General features: G+C 61.1%; 18 protein-coding genes and 2 pseudogenes. 11 read left to right on the top strand and 9 right to left on the bottom strand.

The annotated features are described in order from the left end of the window. Window positions 1–12 precede the first annotated feature (12 nt). The gene (locus tag AU074_RS03255) at window positions 13–393 is read right to left on the bottom strand and encodes a RidA family protein (RefSeq protein WP_010170818.1); all 381 of its coding nucleotides are present in this window, start codon (window positions 391–393) and stop codon (window positions 13–15) included. A 142-nt stretch (window positions 394–535) separates the two neighbouring features. Between AU074_RS03255 and AU074_RS03250 the strand changes: the two genes are divergently transcribed. Both AU074_RS03250 and AU074_RS03245 read left to right on the top strand, forming a co-directional pair. Then, a complete protein-coding gene (locus AU074_RS03250; protein ID WP_076013473.1) occupies window positions 536–1,429 on the top strand; it encodes a hypothetical protein in 894 nt (297 codons plus the stop codon). A 507-nt stretch (window positions 1,430–1,936) separates the two neighbouring features. Beyond that, complete coding sequence (locus AU074_RS03245) at window positions 1,937–2,878, top strand: cupin (protein ID WP_076013472.1); 942 nt, start codon at window positions 1,937–1,939, stop codon at window positions 2,876–2,878. Here AU074_RS03245 and AU074_RS03240 read toward each other — a convergent pair. The 3 genes from AU074_RS03240 to AU074_RS03230 are packed head-to-tail and all read right to left on the bottom strand — an operon-like array spanning window position 2,871 to window position 6,336. Then, a complete protein-coding gene (locus tag AU074_RS03240; RefSeq protein WP_076013471.1) occupies window positions 2,871–3,785 on the bottom strand; it encodes a LysR family transcriptional regulator in 915 nt (304 codons plus the stop codon). The two genes, AU074_RS03245 and AU074_RS03240, sit on opposite strands and share 8 nt — an antisense overlap. Before the next feature lie 35 nt (window positions 3,786–3,820). Further along, window positions 3,821–4,543, bottom strand: coding sequence for a FadR/GntR family transcriptional regulator (locus tag AU074_RS03235; protein ID WP_076013470.1), 723 nt, complete (start codon window positions 4,541–4,543; stop codon window positions 3,821–3,823). 56 nt (window positions 4,544–4,599) lie between these two features. Next, entirely contained in the window at window positions 4,600–6,336 is a 1,737-nt protein-coding gene (locus AU074_RS03230; RefSeq protein ID WP_017480274.1) for an IlvD/Edd family dehydratase, read from the bottom strand. Between the two features lie 192 nt (window positions 6,337–6,528). Here AU074_RS03230 and AU074_RS03225 point away from each other — a divergent pair, with 192 nt between their 5' ends. The 7 genes from AU074_RS03225 (at window position 6,529) to araH (ending at window position 15,018) form a co-directional block, all read left to right on the top strand. Next, on the top strand, window positions 6,529–7,851 hold the full coding sequence (locus AU074_RS03225; protein WP_076013469.1) for an MFS transporter: 1,323 nt from the start codon (window positions 6,529–6,531) through the stop codon (window positions 7,849–7,851). A gap of 21 nt (window positions 7,852–7,872) precedes the next feature. Continuing rightward, window positions 7,873–8,865, top strand: coding sequence for an AraD1 family protein (gene araD1, locus AU074_RS03220; RefSeq protein ID WP_076013468.1), 993 nt, complete (start codon window positions 7,873–7,875; stop codon window positions 8,863–8,865). Between the two features lie 11 nt (window positions 8,866–8,876). After that, the gene (locus AU074_RS03215; protein ID WP_076013467.1) at window positions 8,877–10,457 is read left to right on the top strand and encodes an aldehyde dehydrogenase (NADP(+)); all 1,581 of its coding nucleotides are present in this window, start codon (window positions 8,877–8,879) and stop codon (window positions 10,455–10,457) included. A 39-nt stretch (window positions 10,458–10,496) separates the two neighbouring features. Further along, a complete protein-coding gene (locus AU074_RS03210) occupies window positions 10,497–11,372 on the top strand; it encodes an SMP-30/gluconolactonase/LRE family protein (protein ID WP_076013466.1) in 876 nt (291 codons plus the stop codon). A gap of 56 nt (window positions 11,373–11,428) precedes the next feature. Beyond that, complete coding sequence (locus AU074_RS03205; RefSeq protein WP_076013465.1) at window positions 11,429–12,433, top strand: substrate-binding domain-containing protein; 1,005 nt, start codon at window positions 11,429–11,431, stop codon at window positions 12,431–12,433. 64 nt (window positions 12,434–12,497) lie between these two features. Further along, a complete protein-coding gene (araG, locus tag AU074_RS03200) occupies window positions 12,498–14,039 on the top strand; it encodes an L-arabinose ABC transporter ATP-binding protein AraG (RefSeq protein ID WP_076013464.1) in 1,542 nt (513 codons plus the stop codon). A 10-nt stretch (window positions 14,040–14,049) separates the two neighbouring features. Further along, on the top strand, window positions 14,050–15,018 hold the full coding sequence (araH, locus tag AU074_RS03195) for an L-arabinose ABC transporter permease AraH (RefSeq protein WP_076013463.1): 969 nt from the start codon (window positions 14,050–14,052) through the stop codon (window positions 15,016–15,018). A 53-nt stretch (window positions 15,019–15,071) separates the two neighbouring features. On the opposite strand, the gene AU074_RS03190 is transcribed toward araH, so the two are convergent. Then, window positions 15,072–16,220, bottom strand: coding sequence for an aldose epimerase family protein (locus tag AU074_RS03190; protein WP_076013462.1), 1,149 nt, complete (start codon window positions 16,218–16,220; stop codon window positions 15,072–15,074). Window positions 16,221–16,359: 139 nt separating this feature from the next. On the opposite strand from AU074_RS03190, the gene AU074_RS03185 reads away from it, so the two are divergent. Then, on the top strand, window positions 16,360–17,142 hold the full coding sequence (locus AU074_RS03185; protein ID WP_076013461.1) for an SDR family NAD(P)-dependent oxidoreductase: 783 nt from the start codon (window positions 16,360–16,362) through the stop codon (window positions 17,140–17,142). Window positions 17,143–17,263: 121 nt separating this feature from the next. Then, window positions 17,264–19,330, top strand: coding sequence for a maltose alpha-D-glucosyltransferase (treS, locus tag AU074_RS03180; protein ID WP_076013460.1), 2,067 nt, complete (start codon window positions 17,264–17,266; stop codon window positions 19,328–19,330). A gap of 100 nt (window positions 19,331–19,430) precedes the next feature. Here treS and AU074_RS32965 read toward each other — a convergent pair. The 4 genes and pseudogenes from AU074_RS32965 to AU074_RS03160 form a co-directional block, all read right to left on the bottom strand. Further along, window positions 19,431–19,598 (bottom strand): annotated as a pseudogene (locus tag AU074_RS32965) (efflux RND transporter permease subunit); the annotation flags it as partial. Between the two features lie 103 nt (window positions 19,599–19,701). Beyond that, window positions 19,702–19,869, bottom strand: a pseudogene (locus tag AU074_RS32960) (efflux RND transporter permease subunit); the annotation flags it as partial. A 103-nt stretch (window positions 19,870–19,972) separates the two neighbouring features. After that, complete coding sequence (locus AU074_RS03165; protein ID WP_076013459.1) at window positions 19,973–23,020, bottom strand: efflux RND transporter permease subunit; 3,048 nt, start codon at window positions 23,018–23,020, stop codon at window positions 19,973–19,975. A 9-nt stretch (window positions 23,021–23,029) separates the two neighbouring features. Continuing rightward, complete coding sequence (locus tag AU074_RS03160; RefSeq protein ID WP_083676617.1) at window positions 23,030–24,217, bottom strand: efflux RND transporter periplasmic adaptor subunit; 1,188 nt, start codon at window positions 24,215–24,217, stop codon at window positions 23,030–23,032. Window positions 24,218–24,230: the final 13 nt, after the last annotated feature.

The raw sequence follows: 24,230 nt of genomic DNA, 5'->3' as shown, positions 1-24,230 counted from the left end.
AGAGCGTTTGGCTCAGGCCTTGGCGGCCATCGCCGTGACTTCAACCCGCATGCCTTCCACGGCCAGGGCTGCCACGCCCACCGCTGCACGGACTGGCCAAGGCTTGGCGAAATAACGTTTGTAGACTTCGTTGAACGCAGCGCGGTCGGCCATGTCGGTCAGGTAAATGGTCAAGTGCATGACCCGGTCAATCGAGCTGCCGGCGCGCTCCAGGGCCACCTTGAGGGCTTGCAGGGTACATTCGCTTTGCAGGGTGATGTCGCCCAGCTCCAGGCTGCCGTCGGCGCGGGTGGGGATTTGCGTAGAGACGAGGATGCCGTTGAAGCCGATGACGTCGGAGGAGATGGAATCCGGGTCGAGGTCGGGGGTGAAGGCGAGGTCGTGGTTGGCCATGGGGTTCTCTACATAAATGGAAAAGTGCCGCCAGTTTAAATGGACCACCTCCAAAAAACTAAAGTTTACGTCCTGGCGGTCGACTTACCTCGAGGCACTTGCTAACGGGTGATTGGGGTTAACGGTTTTTTAGGGGTTATGAATGTTGATTGGAGATAGGCTGGTTCGTATTCTGCGAAACAATCCAGGCTGGGTAGGAAGGGTATTCGAATCATTCGTGATTTCTGCGTTCAAGGCCTTCGAAGAAAGAAACCCATGTGCACACCATCACCTATTTGATCCCGCTACCAATGAGCGGCCAGCGTGTTATCTGAACAACCCTATTTTTGACAGCCATAGTGAAGACAATGGCGAAACGGACGTCTCGGATATCTATGTGTGCTTTCCACAGCCGATTTTCGATCGATGCGGCGTCACAGATGACCCTTTTAGCCAGGACACAGAACTGTTTTGCCGATCCATCTGGAATGGCTGGGCCCTGGAAGTTAAGACCAAGGTCGTCGATGAAGACTTTGTCGGCCTGCGGCAGCACGTTCTTGCCGGTACTGTGTGCACAGCGCTACCGCTTGCGGAGAAAGCCGGCTGGATGGCCACCATCAGCGGCGAACATTACATCGCCAACAACCTTAAACGCAGGTGGGCAGACTTCTATATTTATGTACTTTACCAATTCGAATCCGGCTACCCCGATTTCAGCGGCGAGCGTAAATGCGCGATCCTGGTCATTCCTACAATTATATTGAACAGCGCCTTAGTCACTTCAACAGCCTCGGAGGGTGCACAGTCCATTCAGTTGAATGTCCTGGCAAAACAACTAGGCGATGCCTTTCTGACATATCAGGTCCCTTCAATCGCCGATATCCCCAGGAAAATCCTGGAGTTGGTGAACCTTCATCATGCGGAAATGTTCAACTACAAGCGTGAGGGGGAAGCGCTAAAAAAACAGTGGTATCTGCAAATGCGCCGTGATCAGGTCGAAGCCGCGCGCCGACCGGGCAAGAAGCGGGCCGGCGCATCGGGTATTACAGAAGCGTGAAGGGATAGTCCACAATCAAACTGGTTACTCAAATCCCATTAACCTTGATCAGCGTTCGCTGTGTGAAAGGAGCCGACACCTCCCTGGATGGCAGCGCAGACCTTTGCGCGATGGTTTTTTAGTCGGATCAAAGTTAAGAGCCAATGAAGGGTTGATTAAACTAGATTAATTAAAATTCACTAGGCTCTAGCGCACGCTGCTGTAGTTTTGACAGTGTCTTAGCCGCTCTGCTTCGACAAAATCCTTTGGTTTGCCGCCGCAGTCTCTGCGGCGGATTTTTTATGGGCGATAATGTAGATATATTTAACTAATTTATAAAGTGGCACTTTGATAGTTGGCTTGATCAAACTATCAGTACACGGAGACGGACTCGTACCTGCCCCATTTCGCATAACTGCTGTGCAGCATAAGGGATTAATCCACCGCCGCTGAATGCCTATAGTTCTTTCACCGCCGCAACCTCCCACGGGCCGTTGCGAAATCCAGCCGTAGATTGAGGTGATCATAATGAACAGCGAATTCAAGCCTGATGTGACCGATACCCAGCCACTGCACCTGCTCGACGCCGAGTACTTCGAATACAGCAAAGCCGCCAACCCCATCAGCGCCAACCTGATTCCCCGCATTCCCTACCACAGCTTCCCGGCCTCGCTGTATGACAGCGGCCCGTCCCGGGTGGTCCCGCTGGACCTCAGTGATGCACTGGGTTGCGAAGGCCCGGCGACCGGGCCGGGGCTGTGTGCGAACTTCATTCGCCTGAACGCAGGCGACACGCTGGAGTTGCAACCCAATGCCACCTCACAGGTGTTTTATGTGATTGCGGGGCAGGGCAGTGTGCTCCAGGGCGAGCATCACATCGAATGGTCCAAAGGCTGCTTCATTGCGCTGCCGGGCCTGCTGCAGGCGCAGTTCAGTGCATCTGAGGATGCGCGCCTGTACTACGTGCACGATGAGCCGCTGTTGCGTTACCTGGGCGTGACCCGCAGTGCCGATCGCTTCGTGCCGACGCTGTATCCCGCAGAACTGGCCAATGCAAAGCTGCGTGAAGCCGCCGATGATCCCCGCGCCCAGGATCGCAGCCGTATCAGTATCCTGCTGGGCAATCGCAACTTCCCGCAGACCCGAACCGTGACCCATGTGCTGTGGGCGATGTACGGCATCCTGCCGGCCGGGTCGATTCAAAAGCCTCATCGGCACCAGTCGATTGCGCTGGATTTCATCATCGATTGCCCCAAGGGTTGCTACTCGCTGGTGGGCACCGAGCTGGAAGCCGATGGCCAAATCCGCAATCCGGTGCGGGTTGACTGGTCGCCGGGGTTGGCCTTCGTCACGCCTCCAGGCTATTGGCATGCTCACTTCAACGAGTCCGACACCGAAGCGTTCCTGATTCCGATCCAGGACGCCGGGCTCCAAACCTACCTGCGGTCGCTGGATATCCGCTTCAGTTGAGACGTTTCCAGTGCGGTGTTTCGCCCAGTTGCTCGACGATAAAGTCGATAAAGCACCGCACCTTGGAAGACACGATGCGCTTGGGTGGATAAACGAACCACACCGCCGATTCGCGGCCGGCGATCCGGATAGTCCACTCCGGCAACCACACCACCAGCTCGCCGGCTTCAATGCTCTTGGCCACCAGCCAGTCGGGCAGCAAGGCAAACCCAAGGCCTTGTTGTGCGGCGATCAGCTGTGCGTCGAGGTCGTTGATGCGGATAGCGTCTTTATGCACCAACGGCGACACTTCATGCCCGTTGGCAAAAGCAACATCCGCCGCGACATCCCGCCCCAGAATCACCGGCAGCGCTGCGAGTTCCGAAGGGGCGGACGGCGCCGGATGCTCCTGGCACAACCCCGGGCTGGCCACCAGCCGATAGCGCTCATCGCAAATCTTGCGTGCCTTCAAGGTGGAATCGGCCAGGGTTCCAATGCGGATCGCCAGGTCCGCGCCGGCATGAATCAGGTTGACGTGAGTGTCATCCAGCATCAGTTCCAGCTTGATCTGCGGGTAGCGGACCAGGAAGGCATTCAACGTGGGGAGGATATGGTGACGGGCAAAGGCGGGCGGCAGGTTGAGCTTGAGCACGCCCCGTGGCTGCTCGTTCAATGCGGAGGTGGCGGCCTTGGCTTGTTCCAGTTCATCCAGCACCCGGCGTGCGTGCATCAGGAACGTCTGGCCACCTTCAGTCAGGTGCAGCGTGCGCGTAGAGCGGTTGAACAAGGCGATGCCAAGGTCCTGTTCCAGGTCCTTCACGTAGCGTGAAACCGTGGAGGCCTTGATGCCAAGCCGGTCGGCGGCGCGGGAGAAGTTATTGCCCTCGGCGGCTTCGACAAAGGCGGTTAACGCAGCGAAGTAATCCAAGGGCGGCCTCGATCTTGACGGTGGGTTGCCGTGCGCTACAGCGGCGTCAGTACATTCATCACGGTATCCAGCGCCACTCGGGTATCGTCCAGTTGCACCAGGGAAGCATGCCGCGCGCCAAGGGCGTCACGGTTCTTGATCGCCGTGAGAATCGCTTTGTGCCGGGGCAGGCTGAGGCCCTGGATGTCGGGGCGACGGTTGGTGATGTTGATGGACTCGCGAAGTGGCAACGACAGCATGTTGCACATGTAGGCCAGCAAGTCGTTGCGGGTCGCATCGGCAATCGCCCGGTGGAAGTCCAGGTCGGCCTGCAACAGCGCGTCGTGGGTCTGGGCGGTTTCCATGCCCAGGTAGGCCTTTTCGATGACGGCAATATCGGCATCGGTAGCGGTGGAAGCAGCCATGGCGGCGATTTCCGGCTCCAGGATGCGGCGTACACCGGCCAGGGTATTGAAAAACTCGCTGTGGGGTGTCGACTGCATCAGCCAGGACAGTACGTCCGGGTCCAGCAGGTGCCATTGCACCCGCGGGCGTACCACGGCGCCGACCTTGGGCTTGGAAATGACCAGGCCCTTGGCGCTCAGTACCCGCGTGGCCTCACGCAACACCGACCGGCTGACCTTGTATTCCTCGCACAAGGTCGCCTCCATGGGCAGTCGTTCTTCCGGCTTGAAGCGTCCGGAAACGATGTGCATGCCCAAGTCCTGAACGATTTGGGCGTGCATGCTCTTGCGCGGCTTGGTCGGCTGCTGATCCATAACAGGGAGGCTACTCTGGCGAAATACGCGGCATCATAGCATTGCTCCTGTCCCAATTAGTGGGAATGACGCGGCACTTCAGCGCCGCGGCAGCCCACCAGGAAGTCGAAGTCGCAGCCCTGGTCTGCCTGCAGCACGTGGTCGATGTACAACTGACGGTAGCCCCCGACAATCAGCTGTTGAGGCGGCGCAAGGTCGGCCATGCGCGCCGCCAGTTCGGCGTCCGGAATGTCCAGGTGCAGGCGGCCATTGGCGCAATCGAGTTCGATCCAGTCGCCTTCCTTGACCGTGGCCAATGGGCCGCCGGCGGCCGCTTCCGGTGCCACGTGCAGCACCACGGTGCCGTAGGCCGTGCCGCTCATGCGCGCATCGGAAATCCGCACCATGTCGGTCACACCCTGGGCCAGCAGTTTGGCCGGCAAGCCCATGTTGCCGACTTCCGCCATGCCCGGGTAACCCTTGGGCCCGCAGTTTTTCATCACCAGGATCGAGTTGGCATCCACGTCCAGCTCCGGGTCGTTGATGCGTTCCTTGTACATGTCGAAGTTCTCGAACACCACGGCACGCCCGCGGTGCTGCATCAGCTCGGGGCTGGCAGCCGATGGCTTGAGTACCGCACCCAGTGGCGCGAGGTTGCCCCGCAGCACACAAATGCCGCCGTCGGCGCGAATCGGGTTGTCGAGGGTACGGATCACTTCGTCCTGGCCGTAGATCGGCGCTTCCCGGGTGTTTTCGCCCAGGGACTTGCCGTTGACGGTCAAGGCGTTCGGATGCGGGATCAGGTTGGCTTCACCGAGGCGGCGCAGCACCGCCGGCAGGCCGCCGGCGTAGTAGAACTCTTCCATCAGGAAGCGCCCGGACGGTTGCAGGTCGACGATGGTCGGCATGCCGCGGCCCATGCGGGTCCAGTCGTCCAGGTCGAGCTCGACACCGATACGCCCGGCGATGGCTTTCAGGTGAATCACCGCGTTGGTCGAGCCGCCAATGGCCGCGTTGACGCGGATCGCGTTTTCGAAGGCCTCCTTGGTCAGGATCTTCGACAGCTTCAAGTCTTCACGCACCATCTCTACTGCGCGCATGCCCGACATGTGCGCCAGTACATAACGCCGCGCATCCACCGCCGGAATCGCTGCGTTGTGGGGCAGGGAAGTGCCCAGGGCTTCGGCCATGCAAGCCATGGTCGAAGCGGTGCCCATGGTGTTGCACGTACCTGCCGAGCGCGACATGCCGCCTTCGGCCGCGAGGAAATCGTCGAGGGTTATGGTGCCCGCCTTGACCTGTTCGCTGAGCTGCCACACCACGGTGCCCGAGCCAATGTCCTGACCCTTGTGCTTGCCGTTGAGCATAGGCCCGCCGGTGACGACGATCGCTGGCACGTCGCAACTGGCAGCGCCCATCAGCAGCGCCGGGGTGGTCTTGTCACAACCGGTCAGCAGCACCACGCCATCGATGGGGTTGCCGCGAATGGCTTCCTCCACGTCCATGCTGGCCAGGTTGCGGGTGAGCATGGCGGTGGGGCGCAGGTTCGATTCGCCGTTGGAGAACACCGGAAACTCCACCGGAAACCCGCCCGCTTCAATCACCCCACGTTTCACGTGCTCGGCAATCTGGCGGAAATGCGCGTTGCAGGGGGTCAGTTCCGACCAGGTGTTGCAGATCCCGATGATCGGTTTGCCATGGAACTGATGATCGGCAATCCCCTGATTTTTCATCCAGCTGCGGTACATGAAGCCGTTTTTATCGGCGGTACCAAACCAACTGGCGGAGCGCAGGACGGGCTTTTTCTCGGACATGGTCGACTCTCTTATTGTAAGACTATATTGATCTAATCCCGGCTTAACATAGGCGCAAATTCGACGCTTTGGAAGTATTGTTGATTAAATAGTAATACTATATAGTCCGATTCAACGAGGCCTGGCCCTGGCGGATTTTCGCGAGAGGCGACCCGCAACGCTCTATAAAAATAACAATCGGAGACTGCTCACATGAGCCAGGAACAGCGGCTGATACGTCGCATCACGCTGAAACTGATTCCCTTCTTGATCTTGCTGTACCTGATTGCCTACGTGGACCGCTCGGCCGTGGGCTTCGCCAAATTGCACATGGGCGCGGATGTCGGCATCGGTGATGCCGCGTATGGCCTGGGGGCAGGGCTGTTCTTTATTGGCTACTTCCTTCTGGAAATCCCCAGCAACCTGATGCTCGACCGTTTCGGCGCGCGGCGCTGGTTCGCGCGGATCATGGTCACTTGGGGCGCCATCACCATCGGCATGGCATTCGTCCAGGGCCCCCACAGTTTCTATGTGATGCGCTTTCTGCTGGGCGCCGCCGAAGCCGGGTTCTTCCCGGGCGTCCTCTACTACATCACCCAATGGTTCCCGGTGCGCCACCGCGGCAAGATCCTCGGGCTGTTCATCCTGTCCCAGCCCATCGCCATGATGATCACCGGCCCGGTGGCGGGCGGCTTGCTCGGCATGGACGGGATCCTCGGCCTGCACGGCTGGCAGTGGTTGTTCATTGTCATCGGCACCCCGGCGATCCTGCTGACCTGGCCGGTGCTGCGTTACCTGCCGGACGGGCCGCAACAGGTCAAATGGATGGACCAGGCCGAGAAGGACTGGCTCACCGGTGAACTGGCCAAAGACCTGCAAGCCTACGGCCAGACCCGGCACGGCAACCCGCTGCATGCCCTGAAGGACAAACGTGTCTTGCTGCTGGCGCTGTTCTACCTGCCGGTGACCTTGAGCATTTATGGCCTGGGCCTGTGGCTGCCGACCTTGATCAAACAGTTCGGCGGCAGCGACCTGACCACCGGCTTCGTGTCGGCAGTGCCCTACATCTTCGGGATCATCGGCTTGCTGATTGTGCCCCGCAGTTCCGACCGCCTGAATGATCGCTACGGCCACCTCGCGGTGCTTTACGTGCTGGGGGCCATCGGCCTGTTCTTCAGCGCCTGGCTGACGGTGCCGCTGTGGCAACTGGCAGCGCTGTGCCTGGTGGCGTTCGCGCTGTTCTCTTGCACGGCGGTGTTCTGGACCTTGCCGGGACGTTTCTTTGCCGGCGCGAGTGCGGCGGCGGGTATCGCCTTGATCAACTCGGTGGGCAACCTCGGCGGCTACATCGGGCCATTCGTGATTGGCGCACTCAAGGAGTACACCGGCAACCTCGCGTCGGGCCTGTACTTCCTGGCCTGCGTGATGCTGTTCGGGGTAGTGCTGACGGGCGTGGTCTACCGGCTGCTGGAGCGCAAACACGTGCTGCCGCCCGACCAGTTCGCCGCCAGCGCCCGTGGCGCCACGCGTACTTAATTGGCAATCAGGAGAAGACTCATGGGTTTAGTGCAGTTTGAATTGAGCAACGGCGAACGCCGGGTAGGCGTGGTCGAGGGTGGGCAGGTGCGCGAAGTGCAATCGGCACGCACGGTGCGCGACCTGGCACTCGCCGCCATCGAGGCCGGTGTCACCTTGCAACAGCAAATAGAGCATCTGGGCCTGGCCGCCAGCCACGACTACGCCGAACTGCTGGCCGATAAGCGGGTCTTGCCCCCGCTGGATCACCCCGACCCGGCGCACACGCTGGTCAGCGGTACCGGCCTGACCCACCTGGGCAGCGCGTCGGCGCGGGACAAGATGCACCAGCAGGCCGGTGACGAGAGCACGATGACCGATACCATGCGCATCTTCAAATGGGGCGTGGAGGGCGGCAAACCCGCCTCTGGCCAAGCCGGTGTGCAGCCCGAGTGGTTCTACAAGGGCGACGGCAGCATCGTGGTGAGCCCGGGCCAGCCGTTCCCGTGGCCGGCGTTTGCCGAAGACGCCGGCGAAGAGCCGGAAATCGCCGGGCTGTATGTAATTGGTCACGACGGCAAGCCGTATCGCCTGGGCTACGCGGTGGGCAATGAGTTTTCCGATCACGTGATGGAGCGCAAGAATTACCTGTACCTGGCCCACTCCAAACTGCGCAGTTGCAGCTATGGCCCCGAGTTGCGCATGGGTGAACTGCCCAGGCACCTGGCGGGCACCAGCCGCATCCTGCGCAACGGCGAGGTGCTGTGGCAGAACGAATTCCTCAGTGGCGAAGCCAACATGTGCCACAGCCTCGAAAACCTTGAATACCACCATTTCAAATACAGCCAGTTCCTGCGGCCCGGGGACGTGCATATTCACTTCTTCGGCACGGCAACCCTGTCGTTTGCCGACGGCATTCGTACCCAGCCAGGCGATGTGTTCGAAATCAGCCAGGCCGAATTCGGCGCGCCCTTGATCAACGGCATTACCAAGGTCGAAGGGGTCGTTGCACCCGGCGGCGTAGGCACTCTTTAAAGGAGACAGGCATGACCCGGATTTACGGCCACAACTACATCGGCGGCCAGCGCAGCGCCACCGGCAGCGTCACGCTGCAAAGCGTCGACGCCACTACCGGCGAAGCGTTCCCCTATGATTTCTACCAGGCGACGGCGCAGGAAGTCGATGCGGCAGCCAACGCCGCGGCGGCGGCTTACCCGGCCTATCGCAGCCTTAGCGCGCAGCATCGCGCGTCGTTCCTGGAGGCGATAGCCGACGAACTGGACGTGCTTGGCGATGACTTCGTCGCCTTGGTCTGCCGCGAAACGGCGTTGCCCGCCGGGCGTATCCAGGGCGAGCGCGGCCGTACCAGCGGCCAGATGCGGTTGTTCGCCAAGGTGCTGCGGCGCGGTGATTTCTACGGTGCGCGGATCGATCAGGCGCTGCCGGATCGCCAGCCTTTGCCACGCCCGGATTTGCGCCAGTACCGCATCGGTCTCGGGCCGGTCGCGGTGTTTGGGGCGAGTAATTTCCCCTTGGCCTTTTCCACTGCCGGTGGCGACACCGCCGCCGCGCTGGCGGCCGGCTGCCCGGTGGTGTTCAAGGCCCACAGCGGCCACATGGCCACTGCCGAGCGGGTCGCCGATGCGATCATGCGGGCGGCGCAGAGCACCGGGATGCCCGACGGCGTGTTCAATATGATCTTCGGTGGCGGTGTGGGTGAAGCACTGGTCAAGCACCCGGCAATCCGGGCCGTGGGTTTCACCGGCTCGCTCAAGGGTGGCCGCGCCCTGTGTGATATGGCGGCGGCACGTCCGCAACCGATCCCGGTGTTCGCCGAGATGTCCAGCATCAACCCGGTCATCCTGTTGCCCCAGGCGCTGCAAGCCCGGGCAGACAGCATCGCCCGCGACCTGGTCGCCTCGGTGGTGCAAGGGTGTGGCCAGTTCTGCACGAACCCGGGCCTGGTGATCGGGATTGCATCGCCACCGTTCAGCGCATTCATCCAACAGGTCGCCCAACTGATCGGCGACCAGCCGGCGCAAACCATGCTCAATGCCGGCACCTTGAGCAGCTACGGCAAAGGCCTGCATACGCTGCTGGCCCATTCTGGCATTGAGCACCTGGCGGGCCAGGCGCAAACCGGCAATCAGGCGCAGCCACAACTGTTCAAAGCGGATGCCAGCCTGCTGATCAACGGCGATGAAGTGCTGCAAGAAGAAGTGTTCGGCCCCACCACAGTGTTCGTGGAAGTCGCCGACCAGGCGCAACTGAGTGCCGCGTTGCACGGCCTGCACGGCCAACTGACGGCAACAATCATTGGCGAGCCGGCGGATTTCACCCAGTTCGGCGAGTTGACGCCGCTGCTGGAACAAAAGGTCGGGCGCATCCTGCTCAACGGTTATCCCACCGGCGTCGAGGTGTGTGACGCGATGGTCCACGGCGGGCCTTATCCGGCGACTTCCGATGCTCGCGGCACCTCGGTGGGCACCCTGGCGATCGAGCGTTTCCTGCGACCTGTGTGCTTTCAGAATTACCCTGATAGCCTGCTCCCCGACGCGCTGAAGAATGCCAACCCGTTGCGCATTCAGCGTCTGGTAGATGGGCAGCCGTCGCGCGACGCGCTGTGACCCGTACCACCTGAAAACAACAAGAAAGCAGGAGGTTTCATGTCGTGGAATGCCGTCACACCGCACCGCGCTCGGCTGGGCGAAGGCCCGTTCTGGGACGAGCAGGGCCAGGCGCTGTATTGGGTGGATATCATCGGCCAGCAGGCGTTACGCCTGAAAGACGGGCAACTGCACACCTGGCAACTGCCTGAGCCCGTCTCGGCATTTATCCCGTGTGCCAGCGGTGATGCGCTGGTAACCCTGAGCAGTGGCGTGTATCGCCTCGACCTCGATTCGGCGCCGAGCGATCCCCGCCTGACCTTGCTCTGCGTCGCCGACCCGCAACCGGGCAACCGTGCCAACGAAGCCCGTTGCGATGCCCAGGGCCGGCTGTGGCTGGGCACCATGCAGAACAACATCGGCGAGAACGGTGAAGATTTGCCGGTGCTGCGGCGTTCCGGCGGCCTGTTCCGGGTCGATGCCGACGGGCAGGTCACGCCGTTGCTGCAAGGCCTGGGCATCCCCAACACCTTGCTCTGGAACGACGCCGCCACCCACGTGCATTTCGGCGACAGCCTGGACGGCACGTTGTATCGGCACGCGATCACCGACGATGGTCAGCTTGAACCCGCGCACGTCTGGTTCGGGCCTCACGCTCGTGGTGGCCCGGACGGCTCGGCCATGGACGCCGAAGGCTATATCTGGAATGCCCGCTGGGACGGCGGTTGCCTGCTGCGGCTGACGCCGGGCGGCGAAGTCGACCGGGTGATCGAGTTGCCGGTCAGCCGTCCCACCAGTTGCGTGTTCGCGGGCCCCGACCTCAAGACCTTGTACATCACCAGTGCCGCCAGCCCGCTGAATCACCCGCTGGACGGCGCGGTGCTGGCGATCGAGGTCGATGTGCCGGGGAAAACCTGTCACCGCTTTGCGGGATAACCCACTGGCTTTACCGCTGTTTAACGCATTCAAAAACAACAACAAGGAGTCACCCTATGAATCGTCGTCGTGGTATCCGTTCCCTGTGCTGCGCCGCTGTGGCGGTGTCGGCCGTCAGCCTGAGCAGCCTGTTACTGGCAGCAGAGCCAGTAAAAATCGGCTTTCTGGTCAAGCAGGCCGAAGAGCCCTGGTTCCAGACCGAATGGGCCTTCGCCGAAAAAGCCGGCAAGGACAAGGGCTTTGAAGTGATCAAGATCGCCGTGCCCGACGGCGAGAAAACCCTCTCGGCTATCGACAGCCTCGCGGCCAACGGCGCCAAGGGCTTTGTGATTTGCCCGCCGGACGTGTCACTGGGCCCGGCCATCATGGCCAAGGCCAAAGCCAATGGCTTGAAAGTGATCGCCGTGGATGACCGCTTTGTGGATGCCAAGGGCAACTTCATGGAGGACGTGCCTTACCTGGGCATGGCCGCCTTCGAAGTGGGCGAGAAGCAGGGCAGTGCCATGGCCACTGAAGCGAAAAAACGCGGTTGGGACTGGAAAGATACCTACGCGGTGATCAACACCTACAACGAACTCGACACCGGCAAAAAACGCACCGACGGTTCGGTCAAATCCCTGAAGGCTGCGGGTATTCCGGACGACCACATTCTGTTCGCCGCCCTCAAGACCCTCGACGTACCCGGCAGCATGGACGCCACCAACTCGGCACTGGTGAAACTGCCCAGCGGCGCGAAAAACCTGATCATCGGCGGCATGAACGACAACACCGTGCTCGGCGGCGTGCGCGCCACCGAAAGCGCCGGCTTTGCCGCCGCTAACGTCATCGGTATCGGCATCAACGGCACCGACGCCATCGGCGAACTGAAGAAAGCCAACAGCGGCTTCTTCGGCTCCATGCTGCCCAGCCCGCACATCGAGGGTTACAACACTGCGAGCATGATGTTCGAGTGGGTCACCACCGGCAAGGAACCACCGAAGTACACAGCGATGGACGAGGTGACGCTGATCACCCGCGAGAACTTCAAGCAGGAGCTGGAAAAGATCGGTCTGTGGAACTGAAGACCGCTGACGTTCCCCGGCGGCCCTGCTGACAGGGCTGCCTGACCTGTGTGACGAGGTGGTTATGCACGCGCAACAGAAACACCCCCACAGCACCGGTGCCAGCCTGTGCTTCAACGATATCGGCAAGACGTTTCCCGGGGTCAAGGCGCTGGATGGCATCAGCTTCAGCGCCCACCCGGGGCAGGTTCACGCCTTGATGGGCGAGAACGGCGCCGGTAAATCCACGCTGCTGAAAATCCTCGGTGGCGCCTATGTGCCAAGCAGAGGCAGCGTGCAGATCGGCGCGCACACCATGGCTTTCAAGTGCGCGGCCGACAGCATCGCCAGCGGCGTCGCGGTGATCCACCAGGAGTTGCACCTGGTGCCGGAAATGAGCGTGGCCGAAAACCTGTTCCTCGGGCACCTGCCGGCCAGCTTTGGTTTGATCAATCGCAGCGCGTTGCGCCAGCAGGCATTGGCGTGCCTCAAGGGCCTGGCGGATGAAATCGACCCCCAGGAGAAAGTCGGCCGCCTGTCCCTGGGCCAGCGCCAGTTGGTGGAAATCGCCAAGGCGCTGTCCCGTGGCGCCCATGTGATTGCGTTCGACGAACCCACCAGCAGCCTGTCAGCACGGGAGATCGACCGCCTGATGGCAATCATCGGTCGCCTGCGGGACGAGGGAAAAGTGGTGCTGTACGTGTCCCATCGCATGGAAGAGGTGTTCCGCATCTGCAACGCGGTGACGGTATTCAAGGACGGCCGCTATGTGCGCACGTTCGAGGACATGAGCAGCTTGACCCACGATCAACTGGTGACCTGCATGGTCGGTCGCGACATTCAGGACATCTACGACTACCGGCCCCGCGAGCGGGGTGCGGTGGCACTCAAGGTCAACGGCTTGCTGGGCCCCGGCTTGCGCGAACCGGTGAGTTTCGAGGCCCACCAGGGCGAGATTCTCGGCCTGTTCGGGTTGGTGGGCGCCGGGCGTACCGAGTTGCTGCGGCTGCTGGGAGGCCTTGAACGCAGCAGTGCCGGCAGCCTCGATTTGTGCGGCCATGCGCTGCGCCTGCGTTCACCCCGTGACGCCATCGACGCCGGTATTTTGCTGTGCCCCGAGGACCGCAAGAAGGAGGGCATCGTGCCGCTGTCCAGCGTGGCCGAGAACATCAACATCAGTGCGCGCAGTGCCCATTCGCGCTTTGGCTGGTTGTTGCGCAGTGGGTGGGAGAAAGACAACGCTGCCACGCAGATCAAGGCGCTGAAGGTCAAGACGCCCACGGCGGCGCAGAAGATCATGTACCTCTCCGGCGGCAATCAGCAAAAGGCGATTCTCGGGCGGTGGCTGTCGATGCCGATGAAAGTCCTGCTACTGGACGAGCCCACCCGGGGCATCGATATCGGCGCCAAGGCCGAGATTTACCAGATCATCCATGACCTGGCGGCTCGCGGCATTGCGGTGATTGTGGTGTCCAGCGACCTGATGGAGGTGATGGGCATTTCCGATCGCATCCTGGTGCTGTGTGAGGGCGCGATGCGCGGCGAGATGAGCCGCGAACACGCCAATGAATCCAACCTGCTGCAAATGGCCCTGCCGCGCCAACGCGCCGCGAGCCAGGGGAACTGACGAGGTGACTATGACAAGCCAAAACACTGCTGTGCCCACGGCGCGCAAACCGCTGGACCTGCGCAGCCTGCTCGACAACTGGGCGATGCTGATGGCGGCGGTGGGGATCTTCGTGCTCTGCACCTTGCTGATCGACAACTTCCTGTCGCCGCTCAATATGCGCGGCCTGGGGCTGGCGATCTCCACCACAGGGATTGCCGCGTGCACCATGTTGTATTGCCTGGCGTCAGGGCATTTCGACCTGTCGGTGGGCTCGGTGATTGCCTGCGCCGGGGTCGTGGCGGCGATCGTGATGCGCGACACCGACAGCGTGTTGCTCGGCATCGGTGCCGCACTGCTGATGGGCCTGGTGGTGGGGTTGATCAACGGGATTGTGATCGCCAAGCTGCGGGTGAATGCACTGATTACCACGCTGGCGACCATGCAGATCGTGCGCGGCCTGGCCTATATCTTTGCCAATGGCAAAGCGGTGGGCGTCTCCCAGGATGGGTTCTTCGTCTTCGGCAACGGCCAGTTGTTCGGCGTGCCGGTGCCGATCCTGATCACCATCGTGTGTTTCCTGTTTTTCGGCTGGCTGCTCAACTACACCACCTACGGGCGCAACACCATGGCCATCGGTGGCAACCCGGAAGCCGCGTTGCTGGCGGGGGTGAACGTTGATCGCACCAAGATCATCATCTTCGCCGTGCACGGGGTGATCGGCGCCTTGGCCGGCGTGATCCTTGCCTCACGCATGACCTCCGGGCAGCCGATGATTGGCCAGGGTTTCGAGTTGACGGTGATTTCTGCCTGCGTGTTGGGCGGGGTGTCGTTAAGCGGCGGGATTGGCATGATTCGCCACGTGATTGCCGGGGTGCTGATTCTGGCGATCATCGAGAACGCGATGAACCTGAAGAACATCGACACCTTCTACCAGTATGTGATCCGCGGTTCGATCCTACTGTTGGCGGTGGTGATCGACCGCATGAAACAACGCTGATCCCTGCGCAAGCTTTGATCGTTCCCACGCAGCGTGGGAACGATCAAGCGGGTTCAGTCGGCGGAGAATTTCAGCACGGTGTTTTGGGTGTAGGTCTGCCCGGGATCAAGGCGGGTTGACGGGAAGTTCGGCTGGTTAGGGCCGTCGGGGTAATGCTGGGTTTCCAGGGTGAACGCGCTCCAGTGGGCATAAGGTTTGCCGCCCTTGCCCTTGATCGAGCCGTCGAGGAAGTTGCTGGTATAGAACTGTACGCCGGGCTCACTGGTATAGAGCTGCAAGCGCCGCCCGGACTGCGGGTCGTGAACCTCGGCAGCCACTTTGCCCACATCACCCTGGGTATCCAGCACCCAGTTGAAGTCAAAGCCGCCTTGTTTCGGTTCGGCGAATTTCAGTTGGGGGTGATCGTACTTGATGTGCTGGCCGATGGCGGTGGGTTTGAGGAAGTCCATCGGTGTACCGGCCACCGGGGCCAGTTCGCCGGTGGGAATCAAGGTGCTGTTGACCGGGGTGTAATGGCTGGCGTGCAAGGTGGCCAGCTGTTTGAGCACGTCACCGTTACCCGCGCCGGCGAGGTTGAAGTAACTGTGGTTGGTGAGGTTCAGCACGGTGGGTTTGTCAGTGGTGGCCTTGTAGTCGATGTGCAGCTCGTTTTTGTCGTTGAGGCTATAAGTGACATCGACTTTCAGGTTGCCGGGAAAGCCCATCTCGCCGTCCTTCGACAGGTAGCTCAGGGTCACGCCCACCGAGTCCTTTTGCTTGACTGGCTGGGCTTTCCACACCTGTTTGTCGAAGCCCAGCGCACCGCCATGCAGGGAGTTCGGCCCGTCGTTGAGGGGCACTTGATAGTGTTTGCCGTCCAGCTCGAAAGCGCCCTTGGCCAGGCGATTGCCAAAACGCCCGATGGTCGCGCCAAAGAACGCGGTGCCGGCCTGATAGCCCTGGACGTTGTCGAAGCCCAGCACCACATCGGCGAACTGGCCGTGTTTGTCCGGTACCTTAAGCGACTGCAACACAGCGCCGTAGGTGATCACCGTGGCTTGTACGCCATGGCTGTTGCGCAACACGTACTGCTCGACGGCGGTGCCGTCATTGGTTTTGCCGAAGGGTTTGTGTTCGCTGGACAGGCCAGCCGCCTGAGCGCCGAGGCTGGCTATCGCCAACGAGAGGCCGAGGCCGGTAAGCAGGAATCGGGATTGCCGCATGACTGAGCTACCTTTTATTGTTGTTGATTAAATAGTTCGACTATTTATTGTATTTCGATCAGATGCAGTGCTGATATATAGACAAATTCGCAAATTTTGCAATATAAAATAAGACTAAATACAGCGGAGTGACCGTCACATGAACACTGAACAACAGGCTGGCGCACAGGCGATGTACCCGGACCTGCGAGATAAAACCGTGCTGATTTCCGGCGGTGCTTCCGGGATTGGCGAATCCATGGTGCGAGCCTTCGCACGCCAGGGTGCCAAGGTTGCGTTCGTGGACCGGGCGCAAGGGCAGGGCGACCGCTTGGCGGCAATCCTGTCGTCCGAGGGGCATGCCGTCGAATTCGCCCATTGCGATATCACCGACGAGATCGCTTACAAGGCCGCCATCGGGCGCCTGGCGCAAACCCTGGGGCCGATCAATGTGCTGGTGAACAATGCCGCCAATGACGTTCGGCACACCCTGGATGAAGTCGACTCAGAGACATTCGACCAACTGATCTCGGTCAACCTGAAGCACGCCTTTTTTGCCGCCCGGGCCGTGGTGCCCATGATGAAAGCCGCAGGGGGCGGGGCGATCATCAACCTGGGTTCCATTGGCTGGATGATGGCTTCCAGCGGCTACCCGGTATACGCCGCCAGCAAAGCCGCCGCCCACGGCATGACCCGGGCCCTGGCGCGAGAGCTGGGCCCGAGCCGGATCAGGGTCAACACACTGGTGCCGGGCTGGGTGATGACCGAAAAACAACTGGCGATGTGGGTGGATGATGACGCCCGGGAACTGATCAGCCGCAGCCAGTGTTTGCCGGGAAGTGTGCAGCCGGAACATATCGCCAATATGGCGCTGTTCCTGGCGTCTGATGTCTCGGCGATGTGCACCGCACAGAACTTCATTGTGGACGGTGGGTGGGTCTAGGCCGGGAAGGGCAGCCATCTCGGATGCAACGAATCGTCACCCGGGGCCTCATACAGTAACGAACGGTGGTTCACATACAGCCACCGCAACCGACTACTTCATGGGTGCAGGTGATTGATTTATGACGGACGCCGATAAGAAACATGTGGCCTGGCTGGTAGAACAATCAATGCTGCAGGCCGCAAAGCAGCGCGCCAAACTCTACTCGGGGCAAGGCAGATTGTGGCAGCAGCCGTATGCCCATACGCGGCCCCGCGATGCTTCAGCCCTGTCGTCGGTGTGGTTCACTGCGTACCCGGCGTCCATCGTCACCCGTGAAAACGGCAGCGTACTCGAAGCCCTGGGCGATGAGACGTTATGGCATGCACTGTCAAAGATCGGCATCCAGGGCATTCACAACGGCCCGTTGAAGCGCTCGGGTGGTCTTTCCGGCACCGAGCACACCCCCACGATTGACGGCAATTTTGACCGCATCAGCTTCGACATCGACCCGCAACTGGGCACCGAGGCCCAACTGCAATCCCTGGCGCGCATGGCCGCCGCGCACAACGCGGTGATCATCGACGACGTGATCCCGTCCCACACCGGCAAAGGCGCGGACTTCCGCCTGGCCGAGATGGCTTACGAAGACTACCCCGGGCTCTACCACATGGTGGAAATCCGCGAGGAAGACTGGCCATTGCTGCCCGAGATTGCCGAGGGGCGTGATGCACAGAACCTCAGCCCGCAGCAGGTCGACGTGCTGAGGGACAAGCACTACATCGTCGGCCAGTTGCAACGGGTGATCTTCTTCGAGCCCGGAGTCAAGGAAACCGACTGGAGCGCGACCGATGTGGTGATCGGCGTGGATGGCAAACCCCGGCGCTGGGTATACCTGCATTACTTCAAGGAAGGCCAACCGTCACTGAACTGGCTGGACCCAACCTTCGCCGCGCAGCAGATGATCATCGGCGACGCCCTGCACGCCATCGACGTGATGGGCGCGAAGATCCTGCGCCTGGACGCCAACGGCTTCCTCGGCGTGGAGCGAAAACTCGAAGGTAACGCCTGGTCTGAAAGCCACCCGCTGTCCATCACCGGCAACCAGATACTCGGCGGCGCGATTCGCAAGGCGGGCGGTTTCAGCTTTCAGGAACTGAACCTGACGGTGGACGACATCGCCGCCATGTCCCACGGCGGCGCCGACCTGTCCTACGACTTCATCACCCGGCCGGCGTACCAGCACGCGTTATTGATGGGCGATACCGAATTCCTGCGCCTGATGCTGCGGGAGATGCACACCCTGGGCATCGACCCCGGCTCGCTGATCCATGCCTTGCAGAACCATGACGAACTGACCCTGGAACTGGTGCACTTCTGGACCCTGCACGCCCATGACAACTACCTGTATCAGGGCCAGACCTTTCCCGGCGGCATCCTGCGCGAGCACATCCGCGAACAGATGTACGAACGCCTCGCCGGCGAACACGCACCCTATAACCTGAAATTCGTGACCAACGGCGTGTCGTGCACCACCGCCAGCATCATCACGGCGGCGTTGGGCATTCGCGACCTTGAAGCGATTACCCCGGCGGATATCCAACAGATCCGCCAGATTCACCTGCTGCTGGTGATGTACAACGCGATGCAACCTGGGGTGTTTGCACTGTCCGGCTGGGACCTGGTAGGCGCACTGCCTTTGCCGGCGGAAGAGGTGGCCCACTTGATGCTCGATGGCGACACACGCTGGATCCATCGCGGCGCCTATGACCTGGTGGACCTGAACCCCGACGCGGAGCAATCCGCCGGGCAGATGCCGCGTCCGAAAACCTTGTACGGCAGCCTGATCACCCAACTGGCCGACCCGGATTCGTTTGCCTCGCAACTGCAAAGAATCCTCGCCGTGCGCCGAGCCTACGACATCGCCGCCAGCCGCCAGATCCTGGTGCCGGATGTGCAACACCCAGGGCTGCTGATCATGGTTCACGAACTGCCGGCGGGCAAAGGTACTCAGATCACGGCGCTTAATTTCGGCTCCACGCCCATCACGGAAACCCTGCACCTGCCCAATATCGCGCCAGGGCCGGTGGTGGACATCATCAATGAGCGGGTGGAAGGCGATCTGACGCCCGAGGGCGATTTCACCATCACCCTGGATGCGTACGAAGGCTTGGCGCTGCGGGTGGTGAGTAGCTCGCCGATGATCTGATCCACTGTAGGAGCGAGCTTGCTCGCGAAGAACCTGAAGGCGCCGCGTTCATTCTGAATGCCCGCGCCATCGTTAACGTCTTTCGCGAGCAAGCTCGCTCCTACACGGGAACCGGCTGCTGCGCCTCCTGATGGTGCGTGGAGCCAATGAACATATACATCGCCGGCACCATGAACAGCGTCAGCACGGTACCAATCGACAACCCGGCAAAGATCACCAGGCCCATGTCATGCCGCCCCGCAGCCCCGGCACCGGAGGCCCACACCAGCGACCCACTGTAGGAGCGAGCTTGCTCGCGAAGAACCTGAGGGCGCCGCGTTCATTCTGAATGCCCGTGTCATCGTTAACGTCCTTCGCGAGCAAGCTCGCTCCTACACGGGAACCGGCTGCTGCGCCTCCTGATGGTGCGTAGAACCTATGAACATATACATCGCCGGCACCATAAACAGTGTCAGCACGGTACCAATCGACAAACCGGCAAAGATCACCAGGCCCATATCATGCCGTCCCGCAGCCCCGGCGCCGGAAGCCCACACCAGCGACCCACTGTAGGAGCGAGCTTGCTCGCGAAGAACCTGAGGGCGCCGCGTTCATTCTGAATGCCCGCGTCATCGTTAACGTCCTTCGCGAGCAAGCTCGCTCCTACACGGGAACCGGCTGCTGCGCCTCCTGATGGTGCGTAGAACCTATAAACATATACATCGCCGGCACCATGAACAGCGTCAGCACGGTGCCGATCGACAACCCGGCAAAGATCACCAGGCCCATGTCATGCCGTCCCGCAGCCCCGGCGCCGGAAGCCCACACCAGCGGCACCACGCCCAGCACCATCGCCGCCGTGGTCATCAGGATCGGCCGCAGGCGCACGCCGGCCGCTTCTTCTATCGCCTCACGCTTGCTGTGACCGGCGCGCTGCAACTCGTTGGCAAACTGCACGATCAGAATCCCGTGCTTGGTGATCAACCCCAGCAGCGTCACCAGCCCCACCTGTGTGTACACGTTGATCGAGGCAAATCCCATGGTGATGAACGCCAGCGCGCCGAAGAGTGCAGGGGGCACCGAGAACAGGATCACCACCGGGTCGCGGAAGCTCTCGAACTGGAACGCCAGGGCCAGGTAGACGATCAGGATAGAGAACATCAGCAAGCCGAAGAACCCGCCGGACTCCTGCATGAACTGGCGCGATTCACCCGAGAAGTCCGAGGTGTAGCCCGACGGCGCAATGTTGGTCAGGATGGTGTTCAGTTTCGCCAGCAGTTCGCCCTGGGCCACGCCGCTGACGCCCGACAGGGTCGCCGAGTTAAGTTGCTGGAAGTGGTTGATCGACTCCGGCTGGGTGGTGGTTTCGATATGCGCCACGGTGCGCGCCTGGATCATTGCGCCTGCGGGCGTGCGGATGTAGTAATCGAGAATCTGGTCCGGGTTAAGGCGGTCAACCTGCAACACCTGGGGAATGACTTTGTACGAACGCCCGGCGGTGGAGAAGTAGTTCACGTAGTTGCCGCCCAGAGCGGCGGATAACGCCGCACCGACGTCGGCCTGGGTCATGCCCAGTGCGGCAATTTTTTCCCGGTCCACCACCAGCTTGGCTTGTGGCTTGTCGAGCTTCAGGTCCATGTCGGAGAAATAGAACAGCTGTTGTTTCTGGGCCTCGGCCACCACGGCCTGGGCGACCTCATTGAGGTTTTCCACCGAGTCGGTGGTGGTGATCACGAACTGCACAGGCAAGCCCTGGGCGCCCGGCAGCGATGGCAGCGGGAAGGCCGCGATGGTGGCGCCGGGTATCTGGTTCCATTTTTGCTGGAGTTCCAATATCAGTTCAGCTTGGGAGCGCGAGCGGTCGCCCCAGTTTTTGAGCAGCACACCGCCCAGGCCCTGGTTGAGAATGGGCAGCCCGGTCAGCTGGAACATCTGCGCGTATTCCGGCTCTTTGTTGGCGACCTGGAAGGCCTGGTCGGCAATCCGTTCCATCTGCTGCGGCGAGGCGGTCGGCGGGCCTTTGATCTGCATGAACACCAGCCCCTGGTCCTCGGTGGGCGACAGCTCGCTTTTGGCGGTCATGCCACTGGCCGCCACCAGCAGGAACAGCATAAAGCCGAACGTCACCAGCACCGGCCATACGTTCAGGCCACCTGAGAGCACGCGGTGGTAACGGCCTCGCAACCAGTCAAAATACTGATCGAGCTTGCGGGCGAAGCGACCTTCTTCCTGCCCGGTCTTGAACAGCCGGGAAGTCATCATCGGCGAGAGCGTCAACGCCACCACGGCCGACACGGTCACGGCACCTGCCAGCGAGAAGCAGAATTCCTTGAACAGTGCGCCGGTAAGGCCGCTGCGCAGCCCGATGGGCACGTACGCGGCAATCAACACCACCGTCATCGCGAGAATCGGCCCACCCAGCTCACGCGCTGCAACCAGCGAAGCCTCCAGCACACCTTTGCCTTCTTCCTTGATGTGCCGGTCGACGTTTTCCACCACGATAATCGCGTCGTCCACCACCAGGCCGATGGCCAATACCAGGGCGAGCAGGGTCAGCAGGTTAATCGAGTACCCCAGCAGGTACATGATGAAGAAGGTCCCGACCAGCGACAGCGGGATCGCCACCAACGGCACGATTACCGCGCGGAACGAGCCGAGGAACAGGTAGATCACCACCGCCACAATGATCATCGCCTCGACAAGGGTCTTCACCACCTCATAAATCGAGGTATTGATGAACTCCGTGGAGTCATACACGATTTCGCCGCGCACCCCGGTGGGCAGCTGGGATTGCAGCTCGGGGAAGGCCTCGCGCACGCTGTCGGCGACCGTCAGGATGTTGGCATTGGGTGCCGTCTTGATACCGATGAACACCGAGCGCTTGCCGGAAAACGCCACGCTGCTGTCGTAGCTTTCGGCGCCGAGGGTGACGGTGGCCACGTCCTCCAGGTACACCAGCGCATCGCCTTTCTGCTTGACCACCAGCCGCTTGAATTCATCCACCGTGTGCAAGTCGGTCCCGGCCGTCAGGTCGACCGTCACCGTTTGCCCGCGGGTGGAACCGACCGCCGACAGGTAGTTGTTGTTGGCCAGGGCGGTGGACACGTCCTGGGCTGTCACGTTATGCGCCGCCAGTTTGGTCGGGTCCATCCAGGCGCGCAGGGCGAACTGACGGCCGCCGAGGATTTCGGCGGTTTGCACACCCTGGATCGAATCCAGCTTGGGCTTGACCACCCGCACCAGGTAATCGGTGATGTTATTGGTGGGTAGGGTGTCGCTGTAGAAACCCAGGTACATGGCGTCTGTGGTTTGCCCGACCGCCACTGTCAGCACCGGCTCCTGGGACTGCGCCGGCAGTTGGTTCTTGACCGAGTTGACCTGGGTATTGATCTCGGTAAGTGCCTTGCTGGCCTCGTAGTTCAGCCGCAGCGTGGCGGTAATCGTCGAGACGCCGGTGATGCTGGTTGACGACAAATAGTCGATGCCCTGGGCCTGGGCGATAGCCGATTCAAGCGGCTGGGTGATAAAGCCGGCCACCGTGGACGCGTCCGCGCCGTAGTAAGCGGTGGTGATGGTGACCACGGTATTTTCGGTGCGTGGCCATTGGTTTACCGGCAATTCGAAGATCGAGCGCAGCCCCAGGATCAGGATGAACAGCGAAACCACAATCGCCCAGACCGGCCGCTGAATAAAGGTATCGGTAAGCTTCATGGGACACCTTTAGTGTTCTTGGGGAGTCGGCGCAGGATCGTTCAGCGGCGCGGCGCTGTTATCGACCTTCACGGGCGAGCCATTCTTGAGCTTCATCTGGCCACTGGTGATCAGCAGATCGCCTTCCTTCACGCCCGACAGAATCGCCACCTGATCACCTCGGGTTGGCCCGGTCTTGATGAAGGTCTGTTGCGCCGTGAGGGCTTCTTCACCCTTGTCGTTCTTGGTCGATGTGGCGATGAACACCGTGGTGCCGTAAGGGTTGTAGGTGACGGATGTCTGCGGCACGGTGAGGTAGCGCTGCGTCGCACCGGAGGTGACAACGGCGCGGGCAAACATCCCGGGCACCAGGTTTTTCTTGGGATTGTCGACGGTGGCTTCCACCGTGACGTTACGTGTGGTCGAGTCGAACTGGGTGTCGATGGTGCTGATCTTGCCGGTGAAGGTTTGATTCGACAGGCCGTCGGCCGTCACTGAAACCCCTTGGCCGATGGCAATGGCCTCCATTTGAGTCTGCGGCACCGTGAAATCGATGTAGATCGGATCAAAGGTTTGCAGCGTGGCGATCTTGTCGCCGGGGTTGAGGTATTGGCCGGGATTGACGCTGGTGATCCCGATGCGCCCGGCAAAGGGTGCACGAATGGTTTTTTTCGCCACCAGCGCGCGCTGTTGTTCGGCGGCGGCGAGTTTGGCTTTCAGGTCCGCCGTGTCTGTGTCGACTTGTGCCTGGGATATGGCATTAACCGCCAGTTGCGCCTTGTCACGCTTGAGCACGATCACGGCCAGGTCGGCCGTGGCTTCAAGGGAGTGCAGTTGCGCGATGTCCGAGTCGGCATTCAGCTGTACGAGCAGCGCCTGGGCCGCCACCTCTTGCCCCGGCGTGAAGCCGATGGTGCGCACGATGCCGCCCACTTCAGTGGTCACATCCACCCCTCGTACCGCCTTCATTGAGCCCACGGCGGTGACATTCGGTTGCCAGTCACTGAACGGCACCTTCATGGCCGTGACCACAGAAGCGGGCAAGGGCGCTTTTGACTGGGCGATCAGCGCCGAAATCTGCACGAACTTCACCCCGGCAATAATCGCCACAATCACCAGCACCACCACGATCATGATGAGCATCGGCCGCCACAGTCGACGCTTGCGCGGTGCGCCGGGCTCGGGTGGCAGGGGAGAAGCGGTAATGACATCAGCCATGGGTGTTCTCGCT

This window comes from Pseudomonas sp. ATCC PTA-122608, from assembly GCF_001952855.1.
Classification (GTDB): Bacteria; Pseudomonadota; Gammaproteobacteria; order Pseudomonadales; family Pseudomonadaceae; genus Aquipseudomonas.
Note: the sequence above shows the minus strand (reverse complement) of the source record. Positions and strands in the feature narration are given on the sequence as shown.